Below are 23799 nucleotides of genomic sequence, written 5' to 3' on the forward strand. Positions count from 1 at the left end.
CAGGGCCTTTCCCTTCCTGCCTCCATTCGCTATTGCAGGCGCTGACCCGAATTTGTTGACGCAGGACGCACCCCATGGCGATGGAAAAGACATTCAACGCGGCCGAGGCCGAGGCCCGCATCTATGAAGCCTGGGAACAGGCCGGAGCCTTCAAGGCAGGCGCAAATAAATCGCGCGACGAAAGCTTTACCATTATGATCCCGCCGCCCAACGTTACGGGTGCGCTGCATGTGGGTCATGCATTCAACAACACGTTGCAAGACATCCTGATCCGCTGGCACCGGATGCGCGGGTTCGACACGCTGTGGCAACCCGGTCAGGACCACGCGGGCATCGCCACGCAAATGCAGGTCGAGAAGATGCTGGCCAACACGCAACAGCCCGGTCGGCGCGAGTTGGGCCGTGAGAAGTTCCTTGAGAAAGTCTGGGAATGGAAGGGCGAATACGGCGGTACAATCATCGAACAGCTAAAGCGTCTGGGGTCATCGTGTGACTGGTCGCGGAACGCCTTCACCATGGCCGGTGCAGCAGGTGATCCACGCACGGGGCATGAGAACTCGGCCAATTTCCATGACGCCGTGATCAAGGTCTTCGTCGATATGTACGAAAAAGGTCTGATCTATCGCGGCAAGCGTCTGGTCAACTGGGACCCGCATTTCGAGACAGCGATCTCGGACCTTGAGGTCGAGAATATTGAGGTCGCCGGGCATATGTGGCACTTCAAGTACCCCTTGGCCGGCGGTGAGACATATGAGTATTTGGAAAAAGATGAAGATGGGAATGTGATCTTCCGCGAGGAGCGGGATTATATTTCCATCGCCACCACACGCCCCGAAACCATGCTGGGCGACGGCGCGGTTGCTGTTCATCCGTCGGATGAGCGCTATGCGCCCATTGTGGGCAAGCTCTGCGAAATCCCGGTTGGTCCGAAAGAGCATCGCCGCCAGATCCCGATCATCACTGATGACTACCCGGATCCCGATTTCGGCTCAGGCGCAGTGAAGATCACAGGCGCGCATGACTTCAACGACAATATGGTCGCCAAGCGTGGCGGCATTCCAATGTACCGCCTGATGGACACCAAAGGCGCGATGCGGGCCGATGGTGCCCCTTACGCCGACGAGGCCGACAAGGCGCAGGAATACGCACGTGGCAAAGAGTTCACCGAAAACGAGATCGATGCGATCAACCTGATCCCCGATCACCTGCGTGGACTCGACCGATTCGAGGCGCGCGCGAAAGTGGTTGAAGAGATCACCGCCGACGGTCTGGCCGTGATGACCCGCGCCGATGACGCGCGTCTGGGCTCAACCGCTTTGAAGCCCGATCACGAAGGTGCCGACAAGATGGTGCCGCTGGTCGAGAGCAAGCCAATCATGCAACCCTTCGGTGACCGCTCGAAGGTTGTCATTGAGCCGATGTTCACCGACCAGTGGTTCGTCGACGCCGAAAAGGTCGTCGGCCCCGCGCTGGATGTGGTCAAGGACGGCACGGTCAAGATCATTCCCGAGTCGGGCGAGAAGACCTATTACCACTGGCTGGAAAACATCGAGCCCTGGTGCATCTCGCGCCAGCTGTGGTGGGGGCATCAGATTCCGGTTTGGTATGGCCTTGATCTCTCGGCTGAGAACTTCAAGGACGACGAAAATGACGGCGACCTTGATCTGGTCGAACTGGGCCGTTTGTTGAACGAAGGTGGAATGCTGCACCGTGGCAACGTCATGGAATGCGCTGCGAGCCTTGAGGCTGTGACGGAGAAATTCCTCGACGACAACGCAAACATTCCAAGTCCACTGAGCCACGCGACGGTTATCGAAGTCGCTGACAAGCAGGAAGCCATCCATCAGTTTGCGGAAAGCCTGGCTCAATATGCCGTCGAACAGGATCCAACCAAGCTGGTCTACCCTGTTTGGCGCGACCCCGACGTCCTCGACACATGGTTCTCCTCCGGCCTCTGGCCCATCGGCACGCTGGGCTGGCCCGAACAGACCGAGGAGCTGGAGCGTTACTTCCCCACGGACGTTCTGATCACCGGCTTCGACATCCTGTTCTTCTGGGTCGCCCGGATGATGATGATGCAACTGGCCGTGGTCGATCAGATCCCGTTCCACACCGTTTACCTGCACCAGCTCGTCCGCGACGAGAAGGGCAAGAAGATGTCCAAGACCACCGGCAACGTAATCGACCCGCTGGAGATCGTGGACGAATTCGGCGCCGACGCGCTGCGATTCACCAACGCCTCGATGGCGGCGATTGGCGGCGTGCTGAAACTGTCCCGCGAGCGCATCACCGGCTACCGCAACTTCGGCACCAAACTATGGAACGCCGTCCGCTTTGCCGAGATGAACGAGGTCTTCACCGACACCGTTCCGCAACTGGACGTGGCCGACCTGAAACCCAATGCTGCAGTGAACCGCTGGATCATCGGCGAAACCGCCCGCGTTCGCGAAGAGGTGGACGCGGCATTGGAAAGCTATCGCTTCAATGACGCAGCCAACGGGCTTTACGCCTTTGTCTGGGGCAAGGTCTGCGATTGGTACGTGGAACTGTCCAAACCACTGCTGCAAGGCGACGATGCCGAAGCGCAAGCCGAGACCCGCGCCACCATGCGCTGGGTTTTGGATCAATGCATGGTCTTGCTTCACCCAATCATGCCCTTCATCACCGAAGAGCTATGGGGCCTGACCGGCACGCGACCCAAGATGGTCGTCCACGCCAACTGGCCCACCTACGCCGCTGCCGACCTGATCGACGCTGACGCGGATCGTGAGATGAACTGGGTAATCTCGGTGATCGAAAACACCCGCTCGGCCCGTGCGCAGATGCGGGTGCCGGCTGGCCTCTACGTACCGATGTTGGTGACAGAAATCGACGCCAACGGTCAGGCCGCATGGGGCCGCAACGAGGCGCTGATCAAACGTCTGGCGCGGATCGACAGCCTGACCAAAGCGGATGAGCTGCCCAAAGGCACCATCTCCATCGCCGCCCCCGGAGCATCCTTCGGCCTGCCGCTGGCCGACATCATCGACATCGGCGCTGAAAAGGAACGGCTTGAGAAAGCCATGGGCAAATTGGCCAAAGAGTTGGGCGGTCTGCGCGGGCGTTTAAACAACCCCAAATTCGTGGCCTCGGCCCCGGAAGAGGTGGTCGAAGAAGCCAAAGCCAACCTCGCCGCCCGCGAAGAAGAAGAGGCGAAGCTGAACGAAGCGCTCTCCCGCCTCGCTGAGATCGCCTGACTTTCCTCTTTTCAAAAATACTCAAGTCCCAACCCCTGCGCCCATACCGACGCAGGGGTTTTTCTTTACCCTCAAAGCTTTCCCCTTGTTCGCCCCACCCGCCAGTTGTTAGCAATCAAGCAAAACAACGCCCGAGGCTCTGATGGCGCAGCCCTTTCCCCCGATGCAAACCGTCTCGACCGGACTGGTCGTGGCTGTCGTTGGGTTCTTCAGCTCGTTCCCCATTGTCCTGCAAGGGCTCGCCGCCATGGGCGCATCCAAGGCCGAAGCCGCCTCGGGTCTAATGAGCGCCGCCATCGCCATGGGGCTGGCCGCGATCTTTCTCAGCTTGCGTTACAGGCAGCCGATCAGCGTGGCCTGGTCCACCCCCGGCGCGGCGCTGCTGGCCGTTTCCGCCACCCCGGTCGAGGGCTTCTCGGGCGCGATCGGAGCATTCCTCTGCGCCGGCGCGTTGACGGTTTTGGCCGGACTCTGGAAACCGCTCGGCCGTTTGGCTGCTGCAATCCCGACGACGCTGGCCCAAGCCATGTTGGGGGGCGTTCTACTACCGCTGTGTATCGTCCCCTTCAAGGCCGCGGTCGAACTGCCTTGGCAAGCTCTGCCTGTCATCCTGACATGGTTTTTTGCCGGGCGCTTCAACAAGCTATTCGCCGTGCCCGCTGCCGTTGTGGCCGCCGCACTGGTCGTCGTATTCAGCGCCGACGGTACATCAGTACGACCCGAGAGTTACCTGGCTGCTCCGGTCTGGACAATGCCCACATTCTCGCTGGCCTCTGCCATCGGCATTGGCTTGCCCTTATTTGTCGTGACAATGGCCACCCAGAATATACCGGGCATCGCGGTCATGCGCAGTTTTGGCTACACGCCCGAACCGGGCAAGCTGTTCTCGTCAGTGGGTGGCGCAAGCCTGTTGTCCGCCCCATTCGGGGCACCCGCCACCTGTCTTGCAGCCATCACGGCCGCCATGTGCTCCAACGAAGACAGCCACCCGGATCGCACCTTACGCTATTGGTCAGCGATCATGGCGGGGGTGTTTTATTGCCTGTTTGGTATTTTCGCCGTAGCGATTACCGGATTTGCGGCCCATGCCGATCCGTTGTTGATGGGGACGCTGACCGGTGTCGCTTTGATCGGCGTGATGGCCAACGCCACCTTCGCCGCGCTGGAAGTTCCTGCAGAGCGCGAAGCAGCCATCCTGACCTTTGCAATCACAGCTTCGGGCATCACTGCGTTTGGTTTCGGCGCGGCTGTTTGGGGTCTGCTGGCGGGCGGGGTCGCTTATCTGATCTCGCAACGAATCAGATAGATGGTTTGTGTGACGCCACAGATCGCTTAAACTAAACCCATGTTTGGAGCATTGGCAAAACTGGTCGAACGCCAGATCAAGAAGGCTCAGTCCGAAGGCCAATTGCAGGGGTTGGAGGGTGAAGGCGAACCACTGCCTGACAGGTCATCAGAAGCGATGACTGATCCGGCCATCGCCGCAGGTCACCGGATCATGGCGCAAGCCGGCGTTTTACCGGAAGAGTTCCACATCAAGAAACAGCTCGAAACAGCGCGGCAGACCTATGCCGACCTGAATGACCCGACCAAGCGCAAAGCCGCGATGGCGCGCATTGCCGATTTGGAAATGCGCTACAATATGGCCCGCGACGCACGCCGGGCCTTTATGCGTTAGCACTTGTTCAGGAAAGCGCGGCTCGAGACGGAAACAGAGTTTTTGGAGGGGTCTTTGGTATTTGCAAACTGATACCCGTCGGCCTGATGAATCGGCCCAAATACCAAGCCGCGCTCAGCTGCCTGGGCGCAAAACTCTGCAACATCCGGTACGTCAAAAACCAGCTTCACAGCGGCTTGCCCCTCCCGGGTACCTTTGGCCGCCGGATGCAGAAGAAGATGCACGCCATTTGATTTTGGAACCAGTTCAACAATTCGATCACCCGGGTTCCGCTGAACAACATAGCCAAAGTGGGTTTCGTAGAAGGTCACCATTTGGTCCATTCGTTTGGTGTACAGCACCAACCGGCTGATCGCGGGAAAAGCGGTCATTTGAACTCGGGCTTGCGGCCCTGCATCTGCGCCATCACAACCTCCATCTGGTCGGGCTTGCCGATCAGTTCCACCTGCTCGGCGGATTCCGCCATCAGAACGTCAGTGCGCCCCTGCGTTTCGGCGATTTCGATCAAACGCTTCGCAGCGCGGATGGCCGAGGGGCTTTGACCGGCGATATTCTCGGCAAGGGCCAGAGCTTCGGTCAACGGATCATCGGAAAGCTGCGTGACCAGACCCCACTCCGCCGCTTGCTGCGCGCCAATCGGACGCGCGGTGTAGGTCAGTAACCGAAGCACATCCGAACGGACCAAACGCGGCAACAATACCATGCCGCCCATGTCCGGAATGATACCCCATTTCATTTCCATTACAGCCAGTTTGGCCTCGGGATGCGCAATCCGAATGTCCGCGCCCAGCGCAATTTGAAGCCCACCCCCATACGCCACACCTTGCAAGGCGCAAATCACCGGCACCGGGACACGGCGCCAGACAAGGGCCAGTTCCTGCATCTCGTTGGCGTCTTCGTGGCTGCGGGTCATCAGCCATTCGGTTGGGTCCATATGGGCCATCTTCGCAAAGCTGGCCATGTCCAGCCCCGCGCAAAAGCTTTTTCCTTCCCCGGACAAGACCACGGCGCGCGCATCCGAGGCCGCAACCTCTTTCCCGGCGGACAACAGCGCTTTGATCATCGCTTCATCCAGCGCGTTCATCTTGTCGCCTCGTGTCAGCGTGACATGGGCAACATGATCTTGGTAAGTGACGGATACACGTGACATAGGCGGCCTCTCGAAATTCCAGTGTTGCAAACATGCCCGCCCCGGCGGCCGAATACCACTGCGACGTCAGGGCAGATCGCTGACAGGCATCCGCCCGAACCATGGGGAATCGAGGGTCATGACGTAGAACTGATCGCCCACGATCTTGCCCCCGGTTGTGATACCCAAGCGGCCCTGCGGGTCCTGTAACGTGCGTAGGATTGTGCCCTCGCCATCGAATTGCACTACCATGCCTCGATGAATTGGTGCCGGACGCACTGCCGGACCCAGCCGCCAGATCACCTTCCGCAAGAACGGGTAAGGCATCAGCGCTTCGGACGGTACGCGCGGGCTGGCAAAGGCCAACCAATAAGTGCCATCTCCCTGCGCCTCGATATTGTCGGGATACCCAGGCAGGTTTTCCATCAGAATCTCTTGTTGTCCGGCCTTGGAACCGGTCAGCCAAAGCTTATGCACCCGTGCGCGACCCGTTTCTGCGATCAACAAAAAATCCTCATCGGGGGAAAGGGCGACGCCATTGGTATAGACGAACCCGTCGGCGATCTTCTCTGTCGTACCATCCGGTGCGCGACGCGCGACATAGCCTGTGTCGGACTGTTCCCAGATGGTCAGGACCGAGGTGGGTTTGGTCCCCCCCATGGTTTCCGGGTCGAAGCGGTCTGTTGAATTTGAGAAATAGATCGTGCCATCCTGCGCCACGTCCAGTTGGTTGGCATAGATCACTGGCGCACCGTTGACGTCAGCAACGACAGTTTCCAAGGTGCCCGGCCCGGTCCATCGCATCACACCGCGAAAACTGTCAGCAATATAAAGTGCGCCATCCGGCCCGGCCTTAAGGCCAAGAGGTCGCCCACCCAGACGATCAACCTCGACAGGCTCAGCTCCATCAACGCGGTAAAGTATGCCTGACAGGCTTGTCATATACACCGTGCCATCCGTCATAACGGCGATGTCTTCGGGGCCAACCTCTTCCCCGGGCAAGCGGACAAGCTGCGCGGCGTCCAGCGCCGTATTTTCTGCGAAATCCCCAGTAAATCCAGCGTCCTCCGGAAACTCGGCAGCGACGGGTACAACCGGTACAGGCCAGAACAGAAGATAAGCGACACCCAGAAGAAAAACCGCGAAAAGAATGCGCATTTGCGTTCCCTTGTTAAAGTTCGCCACAGCGCGGCTAACCGCGTTGGGAGCTTGCTCAATAAGTGGGCTTGAGGTTATCTGCCCACATGACCGGACCTCGATACACACCGCTTGCCCAATCCCTGCCCGCCACCGTGCCCTTTGTCGGCCCCGAAACGCAAGAGCGGCAACGGGGTGCCCCGTTCGCGGCACGTCTTGGGGCAAATGAAAGCGTGTTTGGCCCTTCACCACAGGCTATCGAGGCCATGGCGCAAGCCGCATCTGAAATCTGGATGTATGGCGACCCCGAAAACCATGACCTGCGCAGTGCATTGGCAGATCATCATGGTGTGATGCCAGAGAATATCGTTGTGGGCGAAGGGATTGACGGGCTTTTGGGGTATCTGGTGCGTCTGATCATAGGTCCCGGAGACGCGGTAGTGACCTCGGACGGGGCCTATCCGACCTTTAACTATCACGTGGCCGGGTTCGGCGGCGATCTGCACAAAGTACCTTACACCGGGGATCAGGAGGATCCAGGTGCCCTGTTTGCCAAAGCAACCGAGGTCGGCGCCAGGCTGGTTTATTTGGCCAACCCAGACAACCCAATGGGCAGTTGGCACTCGGGCGCAGAGATCGTGACAGCATTGGATGCCATGCCAGAAGACTGCCTGTTGGTTCTGGATGAGGCTTACGTGGAATGCGCGCCTGATGGAACCGCTGCGCCTGTCGAAATAGATGACCCCCGAGTGATCAGGATGCGAACCTTTTCAAAAGTTTACGGTTTGGCAGGCGCACGAGTAGGCTATGCGTTGGGAGCGCCGGATCTGATCGCCGCCTTCAACAAGGTGCGCAACCATTTCGGCATGAACCGCGCGGCGCAAGCCGGTGCCTTGGCGGCGCTGCAGGATCAAGCCTGGTTGTCGCACATTCAGGCCCGGATCACGGAAGCACGAGATCGTATCGCTGCAATAGCGCGCGAGAACGGGTTGGACCCCCTGCCTTCAGCGACCAACTTTGTCACGATTGACTGCGGGCGGGATGGAGACTTCGCGAAAGTGGTTTTGGACTCTTTGGTTGCGCAAGGGATTTTTGTTCGGATGCCGTTTGCTGCACCTCAGAACAGGTGCATACGGGTCAGTTGTGGAGAGGCCGCGGATTTGGATGCATTTGCCGCAGCCCTGCCAAAAGCGCTTGCCGAAGCGCAGGAACGCGTCGGCTGAAATTTAATCGCTTGGCTCAGTTTGTGTCGCAAGCGTCGTTGCGGCGGCCTCAAGCGCTCCTGCGCCTCGGGGGATGTCCAGCGCAGCCATTGCGGTTTCCATGCCCCCCAGCATCGCCATGATCATTTGCCCGTTCACATGCCCCATGTGGCCGAGACGGAAACAGCCGTCGTAGTCCTCCATCCCCAAACCGATACCAAGCGTCAAACCCAATTGGTTTTCGGTGTAGGCGCGCAAAGGGGTACCCCTGCCGTTACTCAGGCGCAAAGACGTGACGGCACGGCTGCGGTGGGCACGGTCGGTAACGTTGAGATGCAAAGCCCCGCCTTGCGCCCAAGTTTCGCACGCGGCCCAGATCGCTTTGGCCAGATGTTCATGCCGGGCCCAAACGTGTTCGATCCCCTCGGCATGGATCAGATCCAGCGCGGCGCGCAGACCGTAGAGATGATGCGTCGGCGCTGTACCATTGAAATACTGGTAGAAAAGGTCTGGGTTTGCGCGCGGCTGCCAGTCCCAATACTGCGACACGCGCGGCATTGTGGCCCGCTTGGCCTGAGCTTTGTCGTTAAAGAAAACAAATCCCAAACCGGCTGGGGTCATCAGACCCTTTTGGCAGGCACTGACTGTTACGTCTACGCCCCAGTCATCCATCTTAAACCGGTCGCATCCCAAAGAGGCAATACAATCAGCCATCAGCAATGCCGGGTGACCGAGATCATCCAGAAGTCGGCGAAGCGTAGGGATGTCGTTGCGGATCGAGCTGGACGTGTCCACATGAACCGCTAGCACGGCTTTGATCTGATGGTCTTTATCCGCGCGCAACGCATCGTCGATTTGGTCAAAGTCCCACGCTGAGGCGGTTCCAAAGTCGAGCAGTTGAACCTTCGCCCCCACCCCTTCAGCCATTTCAGCCCATCCGTGGGTGAATCGGCCAGATGCCGGGGCAAGCACTGTTTCACCCGGCGCGATCACATTGGAAAGCGCTGCTTCCCAGGTACCGTGACCGTTGGCAATGTAGATTGCCACATTATGTCGTGTCCGTGCGACGCGCTTTAGATCAGAGATCAGCGCGGGCATCATCTCGACCAGTTCACCGTCATAAATATTTGGCGACGGGCGGTGCATGGCTTGTAATACGGCGTCGGGCATGACCGACGGGCCGGGAATGGCCAAATACTCGCGCCCTTGCACGAGCGGAATTTGGTTTGTCATAAGATCAACCTGTCTGAATTGATGCACACCCTAGCAAGGGTTTTGGCGGCGTCAATCCATCAGCTTCGAGGCTTCGCTCGCCAGCGTTTCAATACCCGCCCAATCCCCGGCTTTGACCAGATCCTTTGGCGCAACCCAGCTGCCGCCAGCACAGACCACGTTGGACAATGTCAGGTAATCGCGGGCGTTAGAAGGGGACACACCACCTGTAGGGCAGAAGCTGATCTGCGGCAGAGGCGCACCGATTGCTTTCAATGCCGGTGCCCCGCCCGAAGCCTCGGCCGGGAAGAATTTCAGCATGTCGTAGCCTTTTCCCAACAACTCCATCGCTTCGGTTGCTGTGGCAGCGCCGGGCAAAAGCGGCAGGCCCTCGGCCTCGCACGCCGCGATCAGCGCGTCAGTTGCGCCCGGAGAGACACCAAACTGAGCGCCCGCTTCTTTGGCTGCACGGACATCCTCGGGGGTGACCAGCGTGCCTGCGCCTACAACACCGCCGGGCACTTCAGCCATGGCCCGGATCGCATCCAACGCAGCCGATGTGCGCAGTGTGACTTCCAGCGCGGGTAAGCCGCCAGCCACCAGCGCTTCAGCCAAAGGGCGCGCATGCGCTGCGTCATCGATCATCAGGACTGGCACAATAGGCGCAAGAGCGCAGATTTCGCGGGTGCGTTGGGATTTCGTCATCACTTATGCTCCGAATATGCTGGCGCCTGTGTCGGCAGATCCGACATTCAGCCGGAACGCACCAAAGAGGTCGCGCCCGACACCGTGTTGATTTGCGGAAAGGTCGGCGGTGGCAAGGGGGCGGTCCAGCACGCCTTCGGTCAGGATTTCCAACTGACCCTGCACCGCATCAACACGCAGAATGTCGCCATCCTGCAGGCGCGCAATGGCACCACCGTCCAGCGCCTCAGGACAGACATGGATGGCTGCGGGAACTTTGCCCGACGCACCGGACATACGGCCATCAGTGACAAGCGCCACCTTTTGACCCCGGCCTTGCAGGATCGACAGAATAGGAGTCAGCGAATGAAGCTCGGGCATCCCGTTCGCCTTTGGGCCTTGGAAACGCACGACAACGATTACGTCATCCGTGAATTCTCCGGCCTTGAAGGCCGCTTTAACGTCATCCTGATCATGGAACACACGTACAGGTGCTTCGACCACCTGATGTTCCGGGGCAACGGCTGAAACCTTCATAACACCGGTGCCCAAGTTGCCCGTCAGGCGCGACAGACCTCCGGTTGGTTGGAACGGATCCTTGGCCGGGCGCAAAATCTTTTCGTTCAGGCTGTGGTCGGTGCCGTCTTGCCAGACAAGGTCTCCGTCCATCAGTTTGGGTTCCTTGGTGTAATTGTGCAGGCCCTGCCCTGCTACCGTCAGGGTATCGGGGTGTAGTAGACCGTTCTCCAGCAGAGTGCCGATGGTATACCCAAGCCCTCCGGCGGCATGGTAGTGGTTCACGTCAGCCAGACCGTTGGGATAAACCCGCGCAACCAAAGGCACCACGGCAGAGATGTCGGAAAAATCTTCCCAATCCAAAACGATACCACCTGCCCGCGCCATAGCGATCAGGTGGATCAGCAGGTTGGTCGATCCACCTGTTGCCATCAGACCCACGATGCCGTTCACAAAGGCACGTTCGTCAAGGATTTGGCAAACCGGTGTGTAGTGGTTGCCCAGCGCGCTGAGCGACAGGGCGCGGCGCGCACCTTCCTCGGTCAGGGCATCACGCAAGGGCGTGTTTGGATTGACAAAGCTAGAGCCCGGCAGATGCAGGCCCATGAACTCCATCAGCATCTGGTTCGTGTTGGCCGTGCCATAAAAGGTGCAGGTGCCGGGGCCATGGTAAGCGGCCATTTCCGCCTTCATGAGCGCATCGCGACCCACCTCTCCGGCCGCGAATTGTTGGCGGACCTTGGCTTTTTCGTCGTTCGGCAACCCGCTGGTCATCGGACCTGCGGGCAGGAAAACGGCTGGCAGATGGCCAAAAGCCTGCGCGCCGATGACCAGTCCGGGGACGATCTTGTCGCAAACCCCCAGGAACACGGCGGCGTCATACGTGTTGTGGCTAAGGGCAACCCCGGTCGCCAATGCGATCACGTCGCGTGAAAACAGCGACAGCTCCATCCCCGCCTCACCTTGCGTGACGCCATCGCACATCGCCGGAACCCCACCTGCGACCTGCGCGGTGCCCCCAGCTGCACGGATCGCCTGACGGATCAGTTCGGGATAACGCTCAAACGGCTGATGCGCCGACAGCATGTCGTTATAGGCGGTAACGATACCCAGATTGCCTGCCGTGCCGGTTGCCATAGACTGCTGGTCGTCCCCGGCGCCTGCGTAAGCATGAGCCTGACCGCTGCAAGACAAATGCGCGCGGGCCGGGCCCTTGGATTTGGCCTGCTCCATGCGTTCCAGATGCGGACCGCGCAGATCGGCGCTGCGGTCTATGATCCGTTTGGTGACGTCGGTAATAACTGAATGTACCATTGATTACCCTCCGATCTGACGCCAGCGGCGTCCATCGCGATGCATCAGCATCAGTGCTTCTTCGGGGCCGGAACTGCCCTGATCGTAGCGAGACGGGCGGTCGCCGCGCTGTTCCCAGCCCTGAATAATGGGATCGACCCAAGCCCAGGCGGCCTCAGCCTCATCACCGCGCATGAACAGCGTCTGATCGCCTCGGATGACATCCATGATCAGCCGCTCATAGGCATCTGGGGCTTGCGCTTCGGCGCCAAGCGCATCGGCAAAGCTCATGTCCAGTGCCACGTCCGACAGGCGGAACCCACCGGGACCCGGATCCTTGATCGTGGTGCGCAGGGTAATGCCTTCGTCGGGTTGCAGACGGATTACAAGCACGTTTCCGTGCAGGGGGCCGACATTGGGGAAAATGGTATGTGGCGGATCCCGGAAGAACACCGCAATCTCGGATTCGCGCGCACGCAGACGTTTGCCGGTGCGCAGATAGAAAGGCACACCCGCCCAACGCCAGTTACCAATATGAACCTTTAGGGCAATGAAGCTTTCGGTTCGGCTGGCGGGGTTGCCCACATGATCGACATAGCCGCCCTCACCCTTGTCCGCCCGGTATTGGCCGCGCGCGATATCCTTGGGCTCGACCGGCTCCAGCGCTTCGATGACTTTGACCTTTTCGTCACGCACGGCGTTTGGTGCGTATTTCGAAGGCGGCTCCATCGCTGTAAGGCACAGCAATTGCACCAGATGGTTCTGGATCATGTCCCGCATTGCACCGGATTGATCGTAATAGGCCCCGCGCCCTTCGACGCCCACGGTCTCGGCCACGGTGATCTGAACGTGATCGACATGGGTGGAATTCCAAAGCGGCTCGAACAGCGAGTTCGCAAAGCGCAGCGCCATCAGGTTCTGCACGGTTTCCTTACCCAGATAATGGTCGATCCGATAAATCTGATGCTCTTCGAAACAGGCGCGCAAACCCTCGTTAAGTGCCTTAGCCGAGGCCAGATCATGACCAAACGGCTTTTCGACGACGATGCGACTGTCGGGTGTCGCCAAGCCAGTGTCATGCAAGCGCTGCGCAATGCCTGCAAACAGACTTGGCCCCACGGAAAGATAAAAGGCCCGCACAACATCATCACGCACTAGCTTTTTAAGATCGGGCCACCCGGCCTCACCCAAAGCGTCCACGGGCACATATTCGACATGTGCCAGAAACCGATCCAACGTCTCGGACGAAAAGTCCGGTGCAAATTTCTGCATCGAGGCGCGGACCTGATCGCGGAACCCGTCGCCGTCGATCTCTGACCGCGCCGTGCCGATGATACGCGCGCCCTCGGGCATTTGACCAATCGCAAAACGATGGCACAGGCCCGGCAGGATCTTGCGTTGCGCCAGATCGCCGGTCGCCCCAAACAGCACCAGATCAAATGGTTCTACCGGAATTACGCGTGAAACCATCACGGGCTCCTTCTGAGTGTGCCGATATCAACCTCGCATGGCACGAAACCGCACAATACAAAGACTGTTATCGCTAACATTGCCAGTCAAATAGAAAGCTCTTGCAAAAAAATCAAGCAGAGTTTCCCAAACTGGATCGTTTTGCGCCCTACCCCTGATTGCGCAGCCATTCCATCACAGCCGGGCGCACGCTTTGCTCGCCGCGATGGCGGGCGTCGGCAATGATTTTACGCACCTCCGACAGGTCACAGCGCAACAACAGGCTTTTAACCGGGCCAATTGAGGCTGGACGCATCGACAACGTCCGTATGCCAATCGCCGCCAGACACAGAGCCTCGACAGGGCGGCCTGCGTCTTCGCCACAGAAGCTGAGGGGGGTGTCCGAGATATCGCAGCGCTCGACAATCCGTTCCATCAAACTCAGGAAACTGACATTCAGCGTGTCATATCGCCGGCGGACCAGCTCGTTTTCACGGTCGGCCGCGAAGAAAAATTGTTTGAGATCATTGCCGCCGATCGAGATGAAGTCCACCTCGTCAAAGAACTTCTGAGGGGCAAAAGCCAGCGATGGTGTTTCCAGCATCGCGCCAACCTCAAGCATTTCCGGTAGGACGTGACCCAACCGTTTCTCACGCTCGATGGTTTTGTTCACCTCCCACCGGGCTTCGCGGAACTCGTCGGCCTGCGCGACAAAGGGGAACATAATGGTCAGCGGACGGCCATTTGCAGCCCGTAGAAGCGCTTGCAACTGCATCCGCATAACGCCGCGTTTGTCCAGGCCCACCCGAATGGCGCGCCAGCCTAGCGCAGGGTTTGGTTCGGCCACGTGTTTCATGTAGGGCAACACTTTGTCCGACCCGATATCGAGGGTGCGGAACACCACCCGTTTATCTCCTGCCGCATCCAGAACACGTTGATATTGTGTGACAAGCTCGGACCGCTTTGGCATCTTGTTGCGGATCAGGAATTGCAGTTCCGTGCGGAACAGGCCCACGCCTTCAGCGCCTGACGTTCCCAGCGACGGCAGGTCAGCCATCAGACCCGCATTCATCACCAGATTGATGCGCGCGCCATCACGGGAAACACACGGGGTTTCTCGGATCGAGGCATAGCGTTCCTGCGCCTTGGCCTGCATGGCGATCTTGTCACGAAAGGCACTGACCACGGTATCTTCGGGGCGCAAATGCACAACGCCCTGATCCCCATCGACCAGAATATGATCACCGTTCAACGCTTCGGTCGTAATCCGACCCACATGTACCACAAGCGGAATCGCCAGTGCCCGCGCCACGATGGTCGCATGACTGCCGACCGAGCCCTCCTCGAGCACGATTCCCTTCAGCGCCCGTCCGTATTCCAACAGGTCTCCGGGGCCGATATTGCGGGCGATCAGGATCGGATCAGGTGGCAAATCGGCACTGTCGGTCTTGCCCTGCCCGGTCAGAATGCGCAGCAGGCGGTTGCTCAGATCGTCCAGATCTGCCAGCCGTTCGCGCAGATAGGGGTCCGTGACCTGCCCCATGCGCGCCCGCGCCTGCGATTGCTCTTTCTCGACCGCAGCTTCGGCGCTGAGGCCAAGTGCAATGTCCTCTTCCATCCGGCGCATCCAGCCCTTGGAATTGGCAAACATGCGATAGGCTTCCAGCACTTTAAGCTGTTCGGTGTCGCCGTTCTGAGAAATCTCGAGCATCTTGTCGACACCGACACGCAGTTCGTCGACCGCTTCGACCAGCCGCTCACGCTCTCGGTGGGGGTCTTCGGCAATCGGGTTTGTGACAACGACGCGGGGCTCATGAAGCCAGACATGTCCTTCCGCAGACCCTTCCTGTGCTTGACCACCACGCAGCAGAACCGATTGCTGGTGCAACGGTGACAGTGCCGCGCCCTCGCCCACAAAAGCACCAAGCTCGGCCATTTCGGCCAGAACCATGGCAACCACTTCCAACGCATACACTTCGTCAGCGGAAAATTCGCGCGCTTCACGAGACTGGACCACCAAAACGCCCAGCTTTTCCCCTAGGCGCTGAACCGGAACGCCCAGGAAGGACGAATACCGTTCTTCGCCGGTTTCCGGCATGTACCGGAATCCCTTTTCGGACGGTGCATCCGCCGTATTCACGATTTTTCCGAACTTGGCGACGCGCCCCACAAGACCTTCGCCCATGCGCATACGCGTCTTATGAACCGATTCAGGTGAGAGACCCTCGGTCGCGCACAGTTCCAGCGTCTCTTCATCGCGGAACAGGTAGACCGAGCACACCTCGGCCCGGATGCTGTCAGCAATCAGGTGGGTAATCCGGTCAAGGCGCTCCTGACCGGCGGCTTCGCTCGCCATTTCCTCGCGCAACCGCCGCAGCAGCTTACGGGATTCTGTTTCGGTGCCGTCCGCCATGGCCCACCCAGTTTAGTGTGTCAGGCGAGACCCTTGGCTGAAAAGCTCAGGCCGCCTTGTCCAGTTCAAAGGCATCATGCAGCGCCTGAACAGCAAGTTCCATGTATTTCCTGTCGACCAGAACGGAAATTTTGATCTCAGAGGTTGTAATGACCTTGATGTTGATCCCCTCATCCGAGAGCACATTGAACATTTTGGCCGCAACACCCGACTGCGAGCGCATGCCGATTCCCACAACCGAGACCTTGCAGACATCATTGTCGGCAACCAACTCAGCATAGTTCAACTCGCCCGCCTCTTTGATCGCAAGCAACGCTTTTTCTGCGCGTGCCACCTGATCGGTCGGGCAGGAGAATGTCATATCCGTGCGGCCCTCGTCCGAGATGTTCTGAACGATCATGTCCACATTCACACCCTCGTCGCTGAGCGCAGTGAAGATGATCGAGGCGATACCAGGGCGGTCGGCCACCGATACGACGGTCATCTTGGCTTCGTCACGGGAATAGGCCACACCGGCCACAACATTGGATTCCATGATATCCTCCTCGTCGCAGACCAAAGTACCGGCCTCGTCGGATTGTTCTTCGAAACTTGAGAGAACGCGCAGTTTCACTTTATAGCGCATCGCCAGCTCGACCGAGCGGGTTTGCAGCACTTTTGCGCCCAGCGATGCCAGTTCAAGCATTTCTTCGAACGAAATGCGGTCCAGCTTGCGCGCCTTTTCGCAGATGCGTGGATCGGTGGTGTAGACCCCATCCACATCTGTGTAGATGTCACAGCGCTCGGCACCGAACGCCGCTGCGAAAGCCACAGCTGTGGTGTCCGAGCCGCCGCGACCCAACGTAGTGATCCGTCCTTCGGGGCTAAGACCCTGGAAGCCCGCAACAACAGCCACTTTCATGCCTTCCCCGAACTTCTGGTTCAGGTTCTCGGTCGGGATTTCCTCAATCCGGGCCTGGCTGTGCGCGCTGGTGGTCAGCAGCGGCACCTGCCAGCCCTGCCAACTGCGTGCGGGAATATCCATTTCCTGCAAGGTCAGGGCCATCAGACCAGCAGTGACGTTTTCACCCGAAGACACAACAGCATCGTATTCACGCGCGTCAAACAGGGGCGATGTCTCATTCACCCAGCCCACCAGCTCGTTGGTTTTGCCGGACATGGCCGAGACGATGACGATCACGTCATAGCCTTTGGCAACTTCGACACCAATGCGCTTGGCGGCACGGCGGATGCGGTCCAGATTGGCGACAGATGTGCCACCGAATTTCATAACGAGTAAGGGCATGGGGGCAAAAGTCTCCGCGCCGTGGATTAGAGGTTCCGTGCCTCATATGCGAGGGGCATCCCAAGAGCAAGGGCGCAAAAGGCGTCTGCCTGCGGCGCAGGGCCGCTTTACTTTGTAAGGGCGTGGTGTCAGCCTAAGGACAACAACCAAATCAAGAGGTTCTACATGTTTCGCCTAGCCCTTGCCGTTGCTCTCCTTTCATCGCCTGCCCTGGCCCAAGTCGCAAGCGTCGCGGGGACTGATGGCCAGAACGCATTGGGGACTGTGCCCTGCGCAGCCAATGCAGGTGATCCGCTGCAAAGCTGTAATGCAGAGCTGCGCCGCCACGATGACGGCACAATAACGCTTGCAGTCGGTTTGGGCGGCGGACAAGTGCGCAATATTTATTTCAAAGATGGCGTGCCTGAATCCAGCAGCTCGACCTCGAAGATGTCTTATGAGACGCGTGGCGATCTGATGGTGATCTATATCGATCCAGGCGAGGTCTACGAGATCCCCAAGGCCGCACTGGCTGCTCAGTAAGCGTGCGGCTGCCCGTCATAGGTTTCAAAACAACCTGAGGTGGACAGTGACAAGTCATCAAAACGGTCCATCAGGCCGGACACGGCCTGGTCGACATGAATGTCAGCCGCGACACCGCCCATATCGGTTTGAACCCAGCCCGGGTGATAGATACCAACGGCAATACCGTCTTGCTTGAGGTCTGTCGCCAGGTTGCGACCCAAGTTCAGCACCGCCGCCTTGGACGCGCGGTAGATATAGCTGCCACCCGGCGCGCGGGTATGCGAGGCCATTTGCGACGACAAGATCGCCACCTTGCCGCCTGACGCGCGAAGATTGGGCAATAGGGCCTGAATGGTCAGGAACACTCCGGTAACATTGGTCGCAAAGCTTTGCGCCCACATGTCGGCCGGGTAGTCGTTGATCGTGTGGCCCTTGTCCAGATACACGCCTGCATTGCAGATCAAAAGGTCAATGGGCTGATCCTTCAACCGTTCAGCCATTGCCGCTTGCTGCACCGGATCCGTTACGTCCAGACGCAATTGCGCGCTGTCGTCGCGCGATGTTCCGGTAACAGCTTCGCCCCTGTCGCTGTAGCGCTGAGACAGAGCGCGTCCGATGCCGCGATTGGCGCCGGTGATTACGACGTGCATATGTCAGTTCGTCTTTCTGCTGGGGACAAAGGGCAGCGGAGCGACCGGCACGCCATCTTCGATCAGCGATTTCGCCTCGTCTGGCTTGGCCTCTCCGTATATGGCGCGATCCGGGGCCTCGCCCAGATGGATCTTGCGCGCCTCGCTGGCAAAATCCTTGCCTACGTAATCCGAGTTTTCTTCGACATGCCTCCGCATCTCGGCCAAAACCTTCTCAATTTCCGGCGACGGGGTGGCAACATCGATTTTCTCTTCCGCAGCAGGCGCTGGCTGAAGTTTCGGTTGCGCGTTTCGCGCCGGACGAACGCGTGGCGTCATGATCGCCTTTTCAACCCGCTCGCATCCGCAGACCGCGCAGGTTACCATCCCTGCCGCAGCCAGTTTGTCGTAGGCTTCGGCGGATTGGAACCAACTGTCGAACGTGTGGCCTTCACTGCATTTCAACGCGTATTGAATCATGTTCAGTCCAAAAAATCGATTGGCGAATAGATACCGACCAGAATGACAATATCAAGCCTCTCGGGCCTGATCTTAATGTGCGTATGGCTTAAAGTCTCGTAACAGATTGGACAGTCCTGGTGTATGCACCTTAAGAGCTGCCTTTTTGAGCGGGTACCACTTGCGCTTGCGCATCCCTTGTTCCGGGAATTCCTGCGAAATGGACCGCACGTGAACCGGGAACACATCCACCAGAATCAACACGGGCGGTCGATTCGGCTGGTGTTTGTGATGAAGAAACTGCCCCTGCCGAACGCCGCAGCTTTGACCGGAGACTCCTGCTTCTTCCCACGCCTCCTGCAAAGCCGTTTCAGAGGGGGACAAACCCGGGATGAACCAGCCTTTAGGAATAATCCAATGCTGCGCCTTGCGTGTTGTGATCAGCAATACCTCGGGCCGGTTGTCTTTGATCCGATAACACAGTGCGGCGGCCTGCTGCAAAACGGGCTGTTCCGCAGCGTTTAGATCTTCAAGACGCAGCAGCCTTTGCTTCATGACCAGGCGGTTCCTTCGGCCAAAATTCCGCCCTTTCGCACACAGGATCGAAACGAACCCATTTGGTGCAAGGCATGCTACAAGATACCATATAATGTGTTCATCGCCAAGTCAGGCGCGGGTTTGACGGGAAAATTACATTCGGGCCGAAAGCTGCCGCACCAGTTCGTCGTGGGGAATATCAGCGTCGATTGCCAGACGTCTCAATCCAAAATGTACGCGTGCAATGTGCTGGTAGTACCGCGTGTAGACATAGTTCGTCCCACCGCCGGCTAAGGCTCCGAGTACGGGTACGGACTGGGCCGCCAGCTTTTGGCCCAACACAATCGAAAAGCGCGGTGCAACTGCTGCAATCAGGCGCTGCATAGCGGGCCCCGTCAGGGTCAAGCGAACCGAGAAAAAGCCAAGATCCGCACCATCGTCATGGGAAAGCGGCCCCGAGGCGGACAGAACCCGCACACAGTCGAATTTCACGTTCTCTGCTTTAGGGTCAAAGCCTTCGCGCGCGGCAGCCCCTTGAATGGCGCGCAGCAGCATAGCGGTTGTTGCAGGCAATTCCATCAAAGCTGTCGAAACCCCACCCAGCCCGCCAGCAGCACCCATGGCCGTCGTGACAGCGGTATTCACCCAGGGTTTCTGATCGGGAACGGCGCGCCGTGAACCTTGCGCGGCGTGCATCGCCAGCCACAAAGCCTGCTCGGTTGCTCCGGTCAAGCCATGCCGTACCGGTTCCGGCAACTGCTCAAGCAAAGACTCGGCTGATCCGCCCAGCTTGTTCAAGAGTTTCACACCAGCACCACCGGCAGATCGGTAGTGATCCGCCAGACGATCCAGTTCGGCCTCGGCATCCACGTTTTCGACAAGAACCACGTTCTGCATCTACGCCCTCCTGTCTATCAACATCGGCGTTGCGCGGCGTGGATTCAATAGGTCAGCGGCTCCAACGAGTCACTGCACCCTGAACTCCGGACCAGACGCCGGGTTTCAATTCCAATCCCAAAACCCTGTCAGGATTGGTGGGCGGCGGCATCTCGACCCCGCTTAAACGCTGGAATCCGAACCGTTTGTAGTAAGGTTTATCACCCACCAGCATGACCCGCTGCCACCCGCGCGTGCGCCCTGCCTCAACACCTGCGTGGATCAGATACCCGCCCAGCCCCTCGCCCTGATGAGTAGGGTGTACGGCGACGGGCCCCAACAGTAACGCATCGTGATCGCCGACATGAACGGGCCAGAACCGGATTGCACCGGCCAGAATGCCCTGACCATCCCGTGCGACCAAAGACAGACCCGCAACCGGCGGCACGTCATCGCGCAATCGATAAGACGACAAAGCCTCACGACCCGGCGCAAAGCACAGGTCATAGAGGGCCTCAACCTCCCACCAATCGTCCGGCTCTTCCGGCCTGATCCCGAATTGCTGCACCCTGCCCTCTTTTCCTTGCTGGAATTCGCCCTAGCACTTCGGTACGCCTTGGGCAAACGCTTGGAGATCAGATGTTCTATCGCCCCGAAGACGGCCACGGCCTGCCGCACAACCCGTTCAACGCCATTATCACACCGCGCCCGATCGGCTGGATTTCAACCCGGGATGCAAACGGGATCAACAATCTGGCACCTTATTCCTTTTTCAATGGCGTCGCCTACACGCCACCGCAGGTGATGTTTGCCACAACCGGCACCAAACACGACCAAACTGGTGGTAAAGATAGCATCGCCAATATCGAAGCGACCGGCGTTTTTTGCGTAAACGTGGTGGCTCATGCGCATCGGGATGCGATGAACGCCAGTTCGGCCGGACTACCGAAAGACGTTGATGAGTTTGAACATGCCGGGCTGTCACCCGTCGAATGCGAAACGATTCCATGTTCCCGGATTGCAGGGGCACCCGCTGCACTGGAATGCAAGCTCACCCAGATCGTCACTCTACCCGGTGAAGCCAATCGGGTTGTATTCGGCGAAGTAGTCGGCGTGCACCTGCACGACGATCACATCCGGGACGGTAAGTTTGATGTGACATCGTTTCAACCGCTGGCACGGCTTGGATACCGGGACTATGCCGTTGTGTCCGAGTTGTTCAGCCTATCAAGGCCAGATGATTAATGCCCCTGCCCCAAGCCTCTCACCGCTACCCGGTGACCCTGCCTGACGGAACCGAACATCTGGGGACGGTTTTCCTCAATCAAGCCATCGATCACCCTCGCTTTCAGGCGGGCGATTACAGCTATGCGTCTGATTTCGAAGCGCCAACGGATTGGGCCTCTCGCTTGGCCCCATATCTTTATCCGTCTTCGCGCGAACGTCTTGTGATTGGTAAGTTCTGTCAAATCGCCCACGGCGTTCGGTTCATCACGTCGTCGGCCAACCACGCCATGGATGGAGCGACGTGCTACCCGTTCCCGGTTTTCGATCCTGCAAAGTTGTTGGAATATCAGCCGGACACGCGTGACACTGTGATCGGAAACGACGTTTGGATCGCCTATGGTGCTTTGATCATGCCGGGGGCAAAAATTGGCGACGGCACAATAGTCGGAGCAGGCTCTGTCGTGCGTGGGACGATCCCACCTTATGCGGTCGTTACAGGTAATCCAGCCGAGGTGCGTCGATTCAGGTTTGACCAAGACACCATTGATCGATTGCTTGCCTTAAAATGGTGGGATTGGCCTGCCGATAGGATATCTGAGGCCGAGGAAGCACTACTGTCGGGCAATATCGAACTGCTGGAACAAATGGCTTCGTGAAAAAAGGCGGCCTGTAAAGCCGCCTTTCGAACTTAGTGCCCGCCAAGAATACCGGTGCGGACGGAGTAATCGACCGCCAGTTCATAATCCGGGTCATCGTCACTGTCGACCATCAGGTGTCCTGCCTTGTTCAGCAACTTGTGACAATCGCGGCTCAGGTGGCGCAGCATGACACGTTTTCCCGCGGCTTCGTATTTAGCAGCGATGTTTTCGATGGCCTGCAAGGCTGATTGATCGACCACGCGACTTTCGGCGAAATCGACGATCACGGTTTCAGGGTCGTTCGGGACGTCGAACAGTTCGATGAAACCTTCAGACGACCCAAAGAACAGCGGCCCCTGGATTTCATAGACCTTCGCGCCCTTTTCAGTTTCTGAGTCGCGCGTAACCGCGTGAATGCGTTTGGCGTTGTTCCAGGCATACGCCAAGGCCGAGACAATGACGCCGACCACAACGGCAACCGCGAGGTCCTCCATCACGGTCACGACGGTCACCAAAACGATGACAAAAGCATCTGTCATGGGAACCTTGCGCATGATCTTGAACGAGTTCCACGCAAAGGTGCCGATCACGACCATGAACATCACACCGACCAAAGCGGCCAACGGGATTTGTTCGATCAGGGGCGAGGCAAACAGGATAAAGACCAGCAGGAACAGCGCCGCAGCGATACCGGCGATACGAGTTCGGCCGCCGGATTTCACGTTGATCATCGACTGACCAATCATTGCGCAGCCGCCCATGCCGCCAAAGAACCCGGTCGCGATATTCGACGCACCCTGCGCGATACATTCCTGAGACGCGCCGCCACGTTTACCGGTGATCTCGCCCACAAGGTTCAGGGTCAGCAGGGATTCGATCAGACCAATGGCCGCCAGAATGACAGCATAAGGCAGAATGATTTCGAACGTTTCCCAGTTCAGCGGCACCATCGGGATGTGGAACGCAGGGAGACCGCCTTCGATCGAGGCAAGATCGCCAACGCGTGGCACGTCCAGTCCCAGACCGATCACCAGAACTGCGACCACCAGAATTCCGGCCAGAGGCGCAGGAATGATACGCGTGACACGCGGCATGACCCAGATCACCGCCATTGTCAGCGCCACAAGACCCAGCATGGTATAAAGCTGCATTCCCGACAGCCATTCCCCTCCGCTCATGCCATGGCCGGTGTTTTCCATGGTGCCGGGCACTTTGAACTGCCCCATCTGGGCCAGAAAGATCACGATGGCCAAACCGTTCACAAAGCCCAGCATCACCGGATGCGGCACCAGACGGATAAAGCGCCCCCAATGCATCGCCCCGGCAATAACCTGGAGAATTCCCATAAGAACAACGGTCGCAAACAGATATTCGACTCCGTGCTCGGCCACCAGCGCCACCATGACAACCGCCAGAGCGCCGGTCGCGCCCGAGATCATACCGGGCCGCCCGCCGATCAGTGCCGTGATCAGGCCAACCAGGAACGCCGCATAGAGACCAACAAGCGGGTGCACGCCTGCGACAAAGGCAAAAGCCACGGCCTCGGGCACCAGCGCAAGGGCCACGGTCAGGCCGGACAAGAGTTCGATCCGCAGGCGAGAGAAGGTCAGCCCCTCATCAGGCACCCAGCGCAGATCGGGCATGGCAACGCGGTTGGCAAAACTTGCCAGCAAGGCTCGGGGCATTGGTCAGTCC

Annotated in this window: 22 protein-coding genes; 7 read left to right on the forward strand and 15 right to left on the reverse strand. The window is 58.7% G+C overall.

Going from position 1 to position 23799, the window contains the following annotated elements; all coding sequences use genetic code 11:
- The first annotated feature begins 74 nt into the window (after nucleotides 1-74).
- From GS636_RS09235 to GS636_RS09245, 3 genes are all read left to right on the forward strand, one after another.
- Nucleotides 75-3236, forward strand: coding sequence for a valine--tRNA ligase (locus GS636_RS09235; protein WP_171669247.1), 3162 nt, complete (start codon nucleotides 75-77; stop codon nucleotides 3234-3236).
- Between the two features lie 142 nt (nucleotides 3237-3378).
- Nucleotides 3379-4542: a benzoate/H(+) symporter BenE family transporter gene (locus GS636_RS09240; protein WP_253746538.1), complete on the forward strand. Its 1164-nt coding sequence runs from the start codon at nucleotides 3379-3381 to the stop codon at nucleotides 4540-4542.
- A gap of 39 nt (nucleotides 4543-4581) precedes the next feature.
- Nucleotides 4582-4914 (forward strand): DUF1992 domain-containing protein, encoded by a 333-nt coding sequence (locus GS636_RS09245; protein ID WP_171186809.1) that lies wholly within the window; start codon nucleotides 4582-4584, stop codon nucleotides 4912-4914.
- Here GS636_RS09245 and GS636_RS09250 read toward each other — a convergent pair.
- The 3 genes from GS636_RS09250 to GS636_RS09260 all read right to left on the reverse strand — a co-directional run bounded on the left by GS636_RS09250 (nucleotide 4911) and on the right by GS636_RS09260 (nucleotide 7201).
- Nucleotides 4911-5285, reverse strand: coding sequence for a VOC family protein (locus tag GS636_RS09250; RefSeq protein WP_171669248.1), 375 nt, complete (start codon nucleotides 5283-5285; stop codon nucleotides 4911-4913). The two genes, GS636_RS09245 and GS636_RS09250, sit on opposite strands and share 4 nt — an antisense overlap.
- Nucleotides 5282-6064 carry a crotonase/enoyl-CoA hydratase family protein gene (locus tag GS636_RS09255; RefSeq protein ID WP_171669249.1) on the reverse strand — a complete coding sequence of 261 codons (783 nt, stop codon included), beginning with the start codon at nucleotides 6062-6064 and terminating at the stop codon, nucleotides 5282-5284. The genes GS636_RS09250 and GS636_RS09255 overlap by 4 nt, the downstream gene beginning before the upstream one ends.
- 66 nt (nucleotides 6065-6130) lie before the next feature.
- Entirely contained in the window at nucleotides 6131-7201 is a 1071-nt protein-coding gene (locus tag GS636_RS09260) for an SMP-30/gluconolactonase/LRE family protein (protein ID WP_171669250.1), read from the reverse strand.
- Nucleotides 7202-7287: 86 nt separating this feature from the next.
- On the opposite strand from GS636_RS09260, the gene GS636_RS09265 reads away from it, so the two are divergent.
- A complete protein-coding gene (locus tag GS636_RS09265; protein WP_171669251.1) occupies nucleotides 7288-8403 on the forward strand; it encodes a pyridoxal phosphate-dependent aminotransferase in 1116 nt (371 codons plus the stop codon).
- Between the two features lie 3 nt (nucleotides 8404-8406).
- Here GS636_RS09265 and GS636_RS09270 read toward each other — a convergent pair whose 3' ends face one another.
- The 6 genes from GS636_RS09270 to GS636_RS09295 form a co-directional block, all read right to left on the reverse strand.
- The gene (locus GS636_RS09270; RefSeq protein ID WP_171669252.1) at nucleotides 8407-9615 is read right to left on the reverse strand and encodes an alanine--glyoxylate aminotransferase family protein; all 1209 of its coding nucleotides are present in this window, start codon (nucleotides 9613-9615) and stop codon (nucleotides 8407-8409) included.
- Between the two features lie 51 nt (nucleotides 9616-9666).
- On the reverse strand, nucleotides 9667-10299 hold the full coding sequence (locus GS636_RS09275) for a bifunctional 4-hydroxy-2-oxoglutarate aldolase/2-dehydro-3-deoxy-phosphogluconate aldolase (protein WP_171669253.1): 633 nt from the start codon (nucleotides 10297-10299) through the stop codon (nucleotides 9667-9669).
- 3 nt (nucleotides 10300-10302) lie between these two features.
- Complete coding sequence (edd, locus tag GS636_RS09280; RefSeq protein ID WP_171669254.1) at nucleotides 10303-12108, reverse strand: phosphogluconate dehydratase; 1806 nt, start codon at nucleotides 12106-12108, stop codon at nucleotides 10303-10305.
- A 3-nt stretch (nucleotides 12109-12111) separates the two neighbouring features.
- Nucleotides 12112-13557, reverse strand: a complete 1446-nt coding sequence (gene zwf / locus GS636_RS09285) for a glucose-6-phosphate dehydrogenase (RefSeq protein ID WP_171669255.1) — start codon at nucleotides 13555-13557, stop codon at nucleotides 12112-12114.
- A 148-nt stretch (nucleotides 13558-13705) separates the two neighbouring features.
- Nucleotides 13706-15949: a phosphoenolpyruvate--protein phosphotransferase gene (ptsP, locus tag GS636_RS09290; protein ID WP_171186823.1), complete on the reverse strand. Its 2244-nt coding sequence runs from the start codon at nucleotides 15947-15949 to the stop codon at nucleotides 13706-13708.
- A 46-nt stretch (nucleotides 15950-15995) separates the two neighbouring features.
- The gene (locus GS636_RS09295) at nucleotides 15996-17234 is read right to left on the reverse strand and encodes an aspartate kinase (RefSeq protein ID WP_171094108.1); all 1239 of its coding nucleotides are present in this window, start codon (nucleotides 17232-17234) and stop codon (nucleotides 15996-15998) included.
- Between the two features lie 165 nt (nucleotides 17235-17399).
- Here GS636_RS09295 and GS636_RS09300 point away from each other — a divergent pair, with 165 nt between their 5' ends.
- Nucleotides 17400-17756: a hypothetical protein gene (locus tag GS636_RS09300; RefSeq protein ID WP_171186828.1), complete on the forward strand. Its 357-nt coding sequence runs from the start codon at nucleotides 17400-17402 to the stop codon at nucleotides 17754-17756.
- On the opposite strand, the gene GS636_RS09305 is transcribed toward GS636_RS09300, so the two are convergent.
- The 5 genes from GS636_RS09305 to GS636_RS09325 all read right to left on the reverse strand — a co-directional run bounded on the left by GS636_RS09305 (nucleotide 17750) and on the right by GS636_RS09325 (nucleotide 20807).
- Nucleotides 17750-18388, reverse strand: coding sequence for an SDR family oxidoreductase (locus GS636_RS09305; RefSeq protein WP_171669256.1), 639 nt, complete (start codon nucleotides 18386-18388; stop codon nucleotides 17750-17752). The genes GS636_RS09300 and GS636_RS09305 overlap by 7 nt on opposite strands.
- A gap of 3 nt (nucleotides 18389-18391) precedes the next feature.
- Nucleotides 18392-18847: a DUF1178 family protein gene (locus tag GS636_RS09310; protein ID WP_171186832.1), complete on the reverse strand. Its 456-nt coding sequence runs from the start codon at nucleotides 18845-18847 to the stop codon at nucleotides 18392-18394.
- A 72-nt stretch (nucleotides 18848-18919) separates the two neighbouring features.
- Complete coding sequence (locus GS636_RS09315) at nucleotides 18920-19381, reverse strand: NUDIX hydrolase (protein ID WP_171669257.1); 462 nt, start codon at nucleotides 19379-19381, stop codon at nucleotides 18920-18922.
- Between the two features lie 135 nt (nucleotides 19382-19516).
- The gene (locus tag GS636_RS09320; RefSeq protein WP_171669258.1) at nucleotides 19517-20260 is read right to left on the reverse strand and encodes an EcsC family protein; all 744 of its coding nucleotides are present in this window, start codon (nucleotides 20258-20260) and stop codon (nucleotides 19517-19519) included.
- Between the two features lie 52 nt (nucleotides 20261-20312).
- Nucleotides 20313-20807 (reverse strand): GNAT family N-acetyltransferase, encoded by a 495-nt coding sequence (locus GS636_RS09325; protein WP_171669259.1) that lies wholly within the window; start codon nucleotides 20805-20807, stop codon nucleotides 20313-20315.
- Nucleotides 20808-20878: 71 nt separating this feature from the next.
- On the opposite strand from GS636_RS09325, the gene GS636_RS09330 reads away from it, so the two are divergent.
- Both GS636_RS09330 and GS636_RS09335 read left to right on the forward strand, forming a co-directional pair.
- On the forward strand, nucleotides 20879-21484 hold the full coding sequence (locus tag GS636_RS09330; RefSeq protein ID WP_171669260.1) for a flavin reductase family protein: 606 nt from the start codon (nucleotides 20879-20881) through the stop codon (nucleotides 21482-21484).
- Nucleotides 21484-22122 carry a CatB-related O-acetyltransferase gene (locus tag GS636_RS09335; RefSeq protein ID WP_171669261.1) on the forward strand — a complete coding sequence of 213 codons (639 nt, stop codon included), beginning with the start codon at nucleotides 21484-21486 and terminating at the stop codon, nucleotides 22120-22122. Before GS636_RS09330 ends, GS636_RS09335 begins: the two co-directional genes overlap by 1 nt.
- Nucleotides 22123-22154: 32 nt before the next feature.
- Here the strand turns inward: GS636_RS09335 and GS636_RS09340 are convergent, their stop codons facing one another.
- Nucleotides 22155-23789: a SulP family inorganic anion transporter gene (locus GS636_RS09340; protein WP_171669262.1), complete on the reverse strand. Its 1635-nt coding sequence runs from the start codon at nucleotides 23787-23789 to the stop codon at nucleotides 22155-22157.
- Nucleotides 23790-23799: the final 10 nt, after the last annotated feature.

It is taken from the genome of Ruegeria sp. HKCCD4884, from assembly GCF_013110855.1.
Lineage (GTDB): Bacteria > Pseudomonadota > Alphaproteobacteria > Rhodobacterales > Rhodobacteraceae > Ruegeria.

What these genes read in the sequence shown, in the direction of transcription:
- GS636_RS09235 (WP_171669247.1), top strand. Translation starts at nt 75, where the DNA reads ATGGCGATGGAAAAGACATTCAACGCGGCCGAGGCCGAGGCCCGCATC.
- GS636_RS09240 (WP_253746538.1), top strand. Translation starts at nt 3,379, where the DNA reads ATGGCGCAGCCCTTTCCCCCGATGCAAACCGTCTCGACCGGACTGGTC.
- GS636_RS09245 (WP_171186809.1), top strand. Translation starts at nt 4,582, where the DNA reads ATGTTTGGAGCATTGGCAAAACTGGTCGAACGCCAGATCAAGAAGGCT.
- GS636_RS09250 (WP_171669248.1), bottom strand. Translation starts at nt 5,285, where the DNA reads ATGACCGCTTTTCCCGCGATCAGCCGGTTGGTGCTGTACACCAAACGA.
- GS636_RS09255 (WP_171669249.1), bottom strand. Translation starts at nt 6,064, where the DNA reads ATGTCACGTGTATCCGTCACTTACCAAGATCATGTTGCCCATGTCACG.
- GS636_RS09260 (WP_171669250.1), bottom strand. Translation starts at nt 7,201, where the DNA reads ATGCGCATTCTTTTCGCGGTTTTTCTTCTGGGTGTCGCTTATCTTCTG.
- GS636_RS09265 (WP_171669251.1), top strand. Translation starts at nt 7,288, where the DNA reads ATGACCGGACCTCGATACACACCGCTTGCCCAATCCCTGCCCGCCACC.
- GS636_RS09270 (WP_171669252.1), bottom strand. Translation starts at nt 9,615, where the DNA reads ATGACAAACCAAATTCCGCTCGTGCAAGGGCGCGAGTATTTGGCCATT.
- GS636_RS09275 (WP_171669253.1), bottom strand. Translation starts at nt 10,299, where the DNA reads ATGACGAAATCCCAACGCACCCGCGAAATCTGCGCTCTTGCGCCTATT.
- edd (WP_171669254.1), bottom strand. Translation starts at nt 12,108, where the DNA reads ATGGTACATTCAGTTATTACCGACGTCACCAAACGGATCATAGACCGC.
- zwf (WP_171669255.1), bottom strand. Translation starts at nt 13,557, where the DNA reads ATGGTTTCACGCGTAATTCCGGTAGAACCATTTGATCTGGTGCTGTTT.
- ptsP (WP_171186823.1), bottom strand. Translation starts at nt 15,949, where the DNA reads ATGGCGGACGGCACCGAAACAGAATCCCGTAAGCTGCTGCGGCGGTTG.
- GS636_RS09295 (WP_171094108.1), bottom strand. Translation starts at nt 17,234, where the DNA reads ATGCCCTTACTCGTTATGAAATTCGGTGGCACATCTGTCGCCAATCTG.
- GS636_RS09300 (WP_171186828.1), top strand. Translation starts at nt 17,400, where the DNA reads ATGTTTCGCCTAGCCCTTGCCGTTGCTCTCCTTTCATCGCCTGCCCTG.
- GS636_RS09305 (WP_171669256.1), bottom strand. Translation starts at nt 18,388, where the DNA reads ATGCACGTCGTAATCACCGGCGCCAATCGCGGCATCGGACGCGCTCTG.
- GS636_RS09310 (WP_171186832.1), bottom strand. Translation starts at nt 18,847, where the DNA reads ATGATTCAATACGCGTTGAAATGCAGTGAAGGCCACACGTTCGACAGT.
- GS636_RS09315 (WP_171669257.1), bottom strand. Translation starts at nt 19,381, where the DNA reads ATGAAGCAAAGGCTGCTGCGTCTTGAAGATCTAAACGCTGCGGAACAG.
- GS636_RS09320 (WP_171669258.1), bottom strand. Translation starts at nt 20,260, where the DNA reads ATGCAGAACGTGGTTCTTGTCGAAAACGTGGATGCCGAGGCCGAACTG.
- GS636_RS09330 (WP_171669260.1), top strand. Translation starts at nt 20,879, where the DNA reads ATGTTCTATCGCCCCGAAGACGGCCACGGCCTGCCGCACAACCCGTTC.
- GS636_RS09335 (WP_171669261.1), top strand. Translation starts at nt 21,484, where the DNA reads ATGCCCCTGCCCCAAGCCTCTCACCGCTACCCGGTGACCCTGCCTGAC.
- GS636_RS09340 (WP_171669262.1), bottom strand. Translation starts at nt 23,789, where the DNA reads ATGCCCCGAGCCTTGCTGGCAAGTTTTGCCAACCGCGTTGCCATGCCC.